11 protein-coding genes and 1 pseudogene are annotated in these 7,023 nt (G+C 36.3%); 8 read left to right on the top strand and 4 right to left on the bottom strand.

Annotation, left to right across the window (positions count from 1 at the left end):
• The first annotated feature begins 216 nt into the window (after positions 1 to 216).
• On the top strand, positions 217 to 498 hold the full coding sequence (locus PN450_RS00785; RefSeq protein ID WP_246863085.1) for a Uma2 family endonuclease: 282 nt from the start codon (positions 217 to 219) through the stop codon (positions 496 to 498).
• A gap of 61 nt (positions 499 to 559) precedes the next feature.
• Here PN450_RS00785 and PN450_RS00780 read toward each other — a convergent pair whose 3' ends face one another.
• Together PN450_RS00780 and PN450_RS00775 are read right to left on the bottom strand one after the other, a co-directional pair.
• A complete protein-coding gene (locus PN450_RS00780; RefSeq protein WP_148761894.1) occupies positions 560 to 976 on the bottom strand; it encodes a type II toxin-antitoxin system VapC family toxin in 417 nt (138 codons plus the stop codon).
• On the bottom strand, positions 973 to 1,257 hold the full coding sequence (locus PN450_RS00775; protein WP_148761896.1) for a hypothetical protein: 285 nt from the start codon (positions 1,255 to 1,257) through the stop codon (positions 973 to 975). The genes PN450_RS00780 and PN450_RS00775 overlap by 4 nt, the downstream gene beginning before the upstream one ends.
• A 220-nt stretch (positions 1,258 to 1,477) precedes the next feature.
• Here PN450_RS00775 and PN450_RS00770 point away from each other — a divergent pair.
• The 6 genes and pseudogenes from PN450_RS00770 to PN450_RS00750 all read left to right on the top strand — a co-directional run.
• Positions 1,478 to 1,759, top strand: a pseudogene (locus tag PN450_RS00770) (tyrosine-type recombinase/integrase); the annotation flags it as partial.
• 379 nt (positions 1,760 to 2,138) lie between these two features.
• Entirely contained in the window at positions 2,139 to 4,064 is a 1,926-nt protein-coding gene (locus tag PN450_RS00765; RefSeq protein ID WP_271835062.1) for a P-loop ATPase, Sll1717 family, read from the top strand.
• Positions 4,065 to 4,339: 275 nt separating this feature from the next.
• A complete protein-coding gene (locus PN450_RS00760; protein ID WP_271835060.1) occupies positions 4,340 to 4,561 on the top strand; it encodes a hypothetical protein in 222 nt (73 codons plus the stop codon).
• A gap of 14 nt (positions 4,562 to 4,575) precedes the next feature.
• On the top strand, positions 4,576 to 4,797 hold the full coding sequence (locus PN450_RS24175) for a ParE family toxin-like protein (RefSeq protein WP_465249369.1): 222 nt from the start codon (positions 4,576 to 4,578) through the stop codon (positions 4,795 to 4,797).
• Between the two features lie 131 nt (positions 4,798 to 4,928).
• On the top strand, positions 4,929 to 5,273 hold the full coding sequence (locus PN450_RS00755) for a DUF5674 family protein (protein ID WP_271835066.1): 345 nt from the start codon (positions 4,929 to 4,931) through the stop codon (positions 5,271 to 5,273).
• Entirely contained in the window at positions 5,270 to 5,617 is a 348-nt protein-coding gene (locus PN450_RS00750) for a hypothetical protein (protein WP_148761902.1), read from the top strand. Before PN450_RS00755 ends, PN450_RS00750 begins: the two co-directional genes overlap by 4 nt.
• Positions 5,618 to 5,784: 167 nt before the next feature.
• On the opposite strand, the gene PN450_RS00745 is transcribed toward PN450_RS00750, so the two are convergent.
• Together PN450_RS00745 and PN450_RS00740 are read right to left on the bottom strand one after the other, a co-directional pair.
• Complete coding sequence (locus PN450_RS00745; protein WP_148761904.1) at positions 5,785 to 6,153, bottom strand: hypothetical protein; 369 nt, start codon at positions 6,151 to 6,153, stop codon at positions 5,785 to 5,787.
• A gap of 24 nt (positions 6,154 to 6,177) precedes the next feature.
• Positions 6,178 to 6,561, bottom strand: a complete 384-nt coding sequence (locus tag PN450_RS00740) for a papain fold toxin domain-containing protein (protein WP_148761906.1) — start codon at positions 6,559 to 6,561, stop codon at positions 6,178 to 6,180.
• A 56-nt stretch (positions 6,562 to 6,617) separates the two neighbouring features.
• Here PN450_RS00740 and PN450_RS00735 point away from each other — a divergent pair, with 56 nt between their 5' ends.
• Positions 6,618 to 6,752, top strand: a complete 135-nt coding sequence (locus PN450_RS00735; RefSeq protein WP_256370339.1) for a hypothetical protein — start codon at positions 6,618 to 6,620, stop codon at positions 6,750 to 6,752.
• The last annotated feature ends 271 nt before the right edge of the window (positions 6,753 to 7,023 follow it).

Here is a 7,023-nt window from a genome sequence, read left to right as displayed (position 1 = left end):
TAGATTTTGATGACATTTTTGGTGATTTACTGTTTCTCAAATGCCTTTTTTCACTTTATCTGTTTGTTTTGATGCTCCCTTTGATTTTCATCTCCGTAATTTCCCTCTGTAACATTTTGGGGTGCGGAATGTGGGTTAGATTTTACTCCTACTGGTTCTGTTACTTTAGAAAATGAATTTGAAAAGGTCAAAAAAGAAGGTGATGAATCCTATGAATTGGGAGCAAATAGAAAACAACCTGATTTAGTGATTGAGGTGGTTGTTAGTAGTGAAGGAATTAATAAACTGGAAGCATATAAACGGTTACAAATTCCTGAAGTTTGGTTTTGGATGAATGATAAATTATTGTTTTATAGTTTAGGAAATGATGGGTATGAAGCTGTTAATAAATCGCAACTTCTACCGAGTTTAGATGTAGATTTATTGATGGGTTGTATTAATATGGAAAATCATGCTCAAGCGCTGCGAGAATTTCGAGGAGGGATAAAAATCACATAACTATTTGTAATAATTCCTCATCCTCAAAGAAATTAAAGATAATTCTACAATCATAATCTTATCAAGAGTTTGTTAGTTCCTCAATTAATTGTTCAGGAGTGATAATTCGCGGTGTCACGACAGGGAAATCTTGAGGATTACGGGTAATAATCCCATCTAATTGATTGACTACCGCAGTGGAGTATTGAATAGCATCTTCAAAATCCTTAAAATTGGTTGTGAAAGCCATTGTAATTACAGTCTGATTTACCGTAGCAATTTGACAGAAGGTAACTAATTGAGTTAAATAAGTAAGCGTCCAATCTCGACCTCTTGCTTTACGAATAATGTAATACAAATCACTAAAAGTTGAGGCTGAAATATAACCTGCAATTGTTCCTTTTTCAATTAGTGATAAAACTTGTTCACTTGCATCCCAAAAAGGTTCTCTTTCCAAGGCATCATCAATAATGATGTTAGTATCTAGTAAGACTTTCACAGGTTATGTTTCTCCTTTAAATATTCCCATTTAGCTTGGTCTGGATCAAAATCTGCTGGAACGGGTGGGGCATTTTCAAATAAACCCTGGAATGCTTTGATTCTAGATTTTCTTTTTGGTGTTTCTGGCACTGGTTCACTGGTTGGGGCTGTGGTACTATCAAGGGTATCCGTAGCTGGCCAGACTATTACTTCCACATTTCCGGGGGGTAAGTTCACGGGTTCGGTAATCAGCAAGTTACCAGATTGATCAATTTTTCCTTTGAGTTTGTATGCTTGCATGATGTTTTTTATAAGACTGTGTTTCTATATTATCTTGCGTTGAGCAAAATTCAATGTTCATTTTTCTAAAATTTGTCTGATTTGATCGCATTGCATATCCCTACATCACTAAAAACAGCGATTACTAGGTCGCGCTTCGCTATTAAACCAGCGAGTCATGATGATTTTATTATTTAGTGGATACTTTGACTTTAGATGATTTTGGGGTTAAGGTCTTTGACTGGAAAATATTAATTGGATGCAACGAGATATATCCAGATGGTTTAGAAAAGTGGGAACTGAATTTCAACCTTATGATTTACGCCATGCTTGTGCAATTCGAGTGCATCTTCAGGGAATACCCATTAAAGCAGCAGCAGATAATTTAGGTCATACTGTTGATGAACATACAAAAACCTATCAAAGATGGTTTGGGATTGAAAATAGGAAAAAAGCCTTTGGTGAGGTAATTAGTCAAAGGTCGTTAATTGAGTTACAGAAGAATGAAATATTGGCGCTATGAATGGAGAATGAAAGGTTAATGTTGGAATTTGAGAGATTTAGAAAAATTCTGCATATCAGCGATAAATAAGCTCAAACTACTGTGGTTGCGTACAAACTCAGATGGATAGCCCGAAATATTCTATATAATAATAATACTTAGATATTGACGATATCCAGAATTTTTATTGCTATTATTTAGACGTTATGGTAAGGTATAATGGGTCATGATATTTTCATTACCTGAGTTAAGCTCAACATAACCAGTGTAAAATCTGGGTATGTTAGACCGAAACTTTCCGTCTAATAACTAGTTGGCTGGTACACAGAGATTCTGCGTTCTGCCCTTAAAGTTCCTAATATTGACCCGAGAAACTCTTCCTGTTTAGAAGAACTACTATATGACAATCACAAATCTATATTTTGGCAAAGATGATGCCGAAACTGACTTTACTGGCAGTGGGCTTTTACAAGGTAGCTTTTTGAAGACAGCTATTTTTGATCAGATAAAGTCACGTTCTAAATCACTAGTAATTGGAAGAAAAGGGTCGGGCAAAAGTGCGTTATGCTTGATATTGAAGAAGGAGTTAAACAGAGAAGAAAAAACCTATGCCTGTGTAGTTACTCCTGATGCAATTTCTGCTGATGAAATCAAGCGTTTCCAAATGGCTGGCATCAATGAGCAACAGTCAAAAAAGTTAATTTGGAGATATATTTTTCTAGTTCAAATTTGCAAATTTCTATTAGAGGCATCAAGAAGCCACTTTGAGTCAGATTGGTCAACCGAGCCAGAGAAATCGCCTGAGTCAGACTGGTCGAACGATCAAAGATGCTCATCTCAATTGAAGAAGATTAGAGAATTTCTTGTTGAGAATCGAGAGGTAGACGATCTAAATTTCCAAGAAAGTTTTTGGAGAATAATAAACCGAATTCAGACTGCATTAACCTTCAAAGCCTTTGGACAGTCAGTAGAGGTGAAGGCAAACCAAGCAACAAATGAGGGCTTGGATTTTAACTCAAAGCTAGAGTTTTTAGAGAGTTACTTAAAGAAACCATTGGATCATCTTCAAGAGTATAAATTCTTCTTGCTGGTAGATAAGGTTGATGAAATTTGGGACGGCAACCTTTCATCTAATGAGATGGTTATAGGATTGCTCATGGCATCCAAAGAAATTAATCAAATGAATAGCAATGTATCGTGTGCTGTATTTCTTCGGACAGATATATATGAGCAGCTACACTTTTTTGACAAAGATAAGCTTCGTGGAGATGAAGTACCTGTTCTTTGGAACTCAACAACATTGCCTGAAATTATCTTGGAGAGAGCAAGGGTCTCAACTAAGCAAGAGGGTATGGTGGCTCAGGATTTTTGGTCGCAATATTTTCCTTCAGAAGTCGAAGGCAGCAAAACTTCTGATTTTGTCGTGTCTCATACTCTGATGCGACCACGAGACATCATTCAACTATGTAACCTTTGTGTTGATACTGCAAGGAGAGAAGGTTCTGATTCTGTTCAAGAGAAACATATACTGCAAGCTCTTGATATGTATTCAAGCTGGAAACTTAATGATTTACTTGGTGAATATCGAGTAAATTATCCGTTTCTGAATGATTTATTGATTATCTTCAGTAATACTAGTTACGTTCTTCCAAGGGTGCGTCTTGAAGAGATTTACAGCAGAATCAACTTGGCACTAGAGGAGCGTTATCCTGCTTACAGACAACTACTAAGTGTTGATAGTTGTCTAAACATCCTATATGGCATAGGTTTTATCGGAGTGGAACGAGTTGGTAAAGTAGTTTTTTACTATCAAGATCCAAGAACGGTTGAAGATAACGATAATGTCTTCATAGTTCATCCAGCCTTCAGAAATGCTTTAAGGTGTACATCTAGTATTGATATTCAGCCCTATTCTCAAACTGACGGAGTATCTAATTCAAGAAATTTTACACGACGTTATTTGGAACAGGAATTTTTCCGTAGTAGGTCTCCAATTCGGGCATCGTTTGAATCTTTTTCTCCCTCTAGCATGGCGAGGTTTGAACGTTTCCTTGAACAATTAGATTCTTTTAGACGAAGAGTTGTTAAAGAACAGCAACTACCCGCTGAGGTAGTTGGTGAAATTAGCCGAAATCTCGGACTTATGATAAACGAATTAACTGAAGCTATTGAGCGAGGCTATGATGTGATACAGCTTGAAATGTGCAGGACAAATGTACTTCGATATTTGGAGAAACTTAGAGAGAAACTTGAAGATACAGGCTTTGTGTCTGGCAGATATTCAATTAATGCAGAACTAGAAAGGTTATTAGGTGAGAAATTTTAAGTGCGATCGCTCATATTGGCTAATGCGATAGCGAAGCGCTCCGTAGGAATCGCTCAAAATCCATTGTCTTGCGTTTCCTTAACTGCGATCGCTAATGATCGCCGATCTTGTAGGGTGCGTTAATGAAGTGTAACGCACCTTATTACGTTTTCATCTTTGAGAAAAGCGTTTCTACGGACTTCGCTATTAGTCAAATAGCTACCATCTAATGGCGTTTCAATGTCAAAGTTGGTGATAATATAGAAAAGAAAAACTCTTTAAATGTAAAATCTTGTATGACTACTCGGCTAGAAGTTGAATCAGTAATCAAGCAATTGCCAGAAAGTGAAGTTCGTGATCTGGCAAAATGGCTTCAAGAATATCTTGATGAGATGTGGGATCGTCAAATTGAGGCAGATTTAGCATCAGGGAAATTAGATCGCCTCATTGCTCAGACAGAAAAAGATATTGCAGCCAACAACGTGAGGGATCTTGATGAAATCCTTTGCGACGACTGAGTTTTGGAAAACGTATGCTGAATTGTCATCTGAGATGCTCCGAGCAAGCGCGGAAGGCTTATCAGCTTTGGCAGGAAAACTCACTTCATCCCTCTTTGCACTTCAAAAAAGTCGGTAGAAATCTTTGGTCTGCCCGTGTCAGTGGTGGATATCGAGCGTTAGCCTTGAAAAAGGGTGACGATTATTATTGGATTTGGATCGGTAATCATGATGAATATGAAAGTTTTTTAAATTAGCTCTTGTCACAAGCCAGCGAACATACCATCGCTTAAAATCCATTATCTTGTGCTTTCTTAACTATGATTAATGCGATCACATTAATATCGTTTAAGGTAATATGAGAGAATGATTTAATAAATTGACTCGTATTTTACCTTTGATAATTCATATTTTACAAGAACCTGCAACACCTACCCAAATAAACGAGATGCTTCAAGCCAATCGTTTCTATATTAAAACAGCCGTAGATATACGCCATCAAATTTTAGCAGGTGGAGGTGAAATGCACTCTGACTGTGAAACTATTTTACTTGAAAATGGAAGTCAACAGCAGGATATTTGGGGCGCGAGTTGGAATCCTATTTCTCAAGAAATTTTCTATGAATCAATGGTAAATCTCCGTCCACGTCAAAATAGATCAATGGAAATTTTAGATCCGACAATTCGTGAACAAGTCAAACAAATCATCCACAAATTATTAGGAGGTTTATGAATAACTGGACTGTAGAACAAATTACCTTTCGTTGTGAACGTCTTTCTGTACGTCTGGAAAGATTAGCACAGAACTTTCTGCAAATGGCATCTCTCAGTTTAAATGAATTTAATGGAGAAGCGGTACTTGAGATTATTCGAGAAAGTAAAGTGTTTTTAGAATTGACAGCCATTGATTTAGATGTAGATAATGCCTTTAAATTAGCTCAAATGCAACGTCAATTATCTCGATGGCATATTCATTGGTTGTCAACTTGGGCAAGTGATTCTAGTCGTCTGGAAATTTCCACCTTGTCTCAAACCTGGGCAAATCGAATTAGGGAAATGGCAGGAGTTCTCGTTTAAGGTTTTTAAAAGGGATCGTAGTCTAGAAGTGTTAGATTTGCTGTTTAACATCCTTGAGAAAAGCGATCGCGCAAGCACTGACTTTCTTGTGCTTCCTTCACTGGGATTAATGGCGATCGCTCATTACTATAGAAACAACCAAGCACACTAAGATTCAGTATTATTCTTCAGGCAGCTTTTTGAGAATTTTCAGAGGATGGTTTAGCCAGAATTGGTTCAATATCCTGGCTTTTGTCTCTTTGGATAAATTCATCTAGTAATTGAAAAAAGTAATCAAATGCAGCTTTTTCATCAATACAGGTGAGTAAAATAATTTTATCCCAAGCGTTAACCGTATGGATAGATAAGCGGTTTTGTAGCCAAGGTTGAAAGTTTTTATGAAAATCACTTTCAGTTTCAGTATTAGTAATACCTAATTCAGAGCGAGAAAAGCGATATCCCAAGATAAACATTCGTAAATTACTGATAGATGCTGTTCCCAAATATAACCCTGGTTTGGTTTTAATTTTTTCGAGTAAGTTAAATAATGTACTCATTGAGTTTAACTCCATTAAAAATTTTCAAAATTCTTCTATTACTTCTATTTTAAACTCATTAGATAGAGAAATAAAATCTTGAACCCAGTCATCTGGGTATAGTCCTTGTCGGGAAAGGTTGTCGAAAATTTTGCCAAAAACTTCAACACCGTAATGAACGCCATTTTCCGTAATAGTTTCAAAGCAACCTTGTTTTTCTAAGCGATAACTCAAAATAAAATCTTCATTATCGTATATGGTCGAAAGTCGCCAAAGTTTACCAGAAATTTTACGTTGTTTTAACCACTGTTTGAGTGTCTTGGCACATTCTTGACAATGAAGTAATGGAAATCGAATGACAAGATTACCAATTGCTTGATGAATTTCGGTAATGGCTAAATCATCCGGTAAATTAGTCAGAAACAGCACCTCCTAAAAAATGTTGATCTTATTTTAGTCTTGGATAAACTATTCATATTTTACCCTTGATAATTCATATTTTACAAGAACCTGCAACACCTAGCCAAATCAACGAGATGCTTCAAGCTAATCGTTTCTATATTAAAACAGCCGTAGATATACGCCATCAAATTTCGGCAGTGCGATCGCCTATCCTGTAGGGTGTGTTAATGAAATGTAACGCACCTAATTACTGGTTTGAATGCAGTTCCAAATTTTCAGGTTTTAAAAAGTATTTATCAAATGATGATGAAATTTAACGAATCAAATTAATTGTCATTCCCAAAGATAAACTAAGTAAGTAGACGAAAATAAATCAAAGTAGATTAAGTAATGTAAAAAATCTGGAGATGATTTCGTAGTAAGGGCTTCAGCCCTCAAATGAGGAATAAATTCCTCACTACAAACTTTGAATTATTCAAGCCGTTCTAC

It is taken from the genome of Dolichospermum lemmermannii CS-548, assembly GCF_028330815.1.
GTDB lineage: Bacteria > Cyanobacteriota > Cyanobacteriia > Cyanobacteriales > Nostocaceae > Dolichospermum > Dolichospermum lemmermannii.
This window is presented reverse-complemented; position numbering and strand designations above follow the sequence as displayed.

Coding starts and splice junctions, on each gene's coding strand:
- PN450_RS00775 (WP_148761896.1), bottom strand. CDS start 1,257: ATGCAAGCATACAAACTCAAAGGAAAAATTGATCAATCTGGTAACTTG.
- PN450_RS00765 (WP_271835062.1), top strand. CDS start 2,139: ATGACAATCACAAATCTATATTTTGGCAAAGATGATGCCGAAACTGAC.
- PN450_RS00760 (WP_271835060.1), top strand. CDS start 4,340: ATGACTACTCGGCTAGAAGTTGAATCAGTAATCAAGCAATTGCCAGAA.
- PN450_RS24175 (WP_465249369.1), top strand. CDS start 4,576: ATGCTGAATTGTCATCTGAGATGCTCCGAGCAAGCGCGGAAGGCTTAT.
- PN450_RS00750 (WP_148761902.1), top strand. CDS start 5,270: ATGAATAACTGGACTGTAGAACAAATTACCTTTCGTTGTGAACGTCTT.
- PN450_RS00745 (WP_148761904.1), bottom strand. CDS start 6,153: ATGAGTACATTATTTAACTTACTCGAAAAAATTAAAACCAAACCAGGG.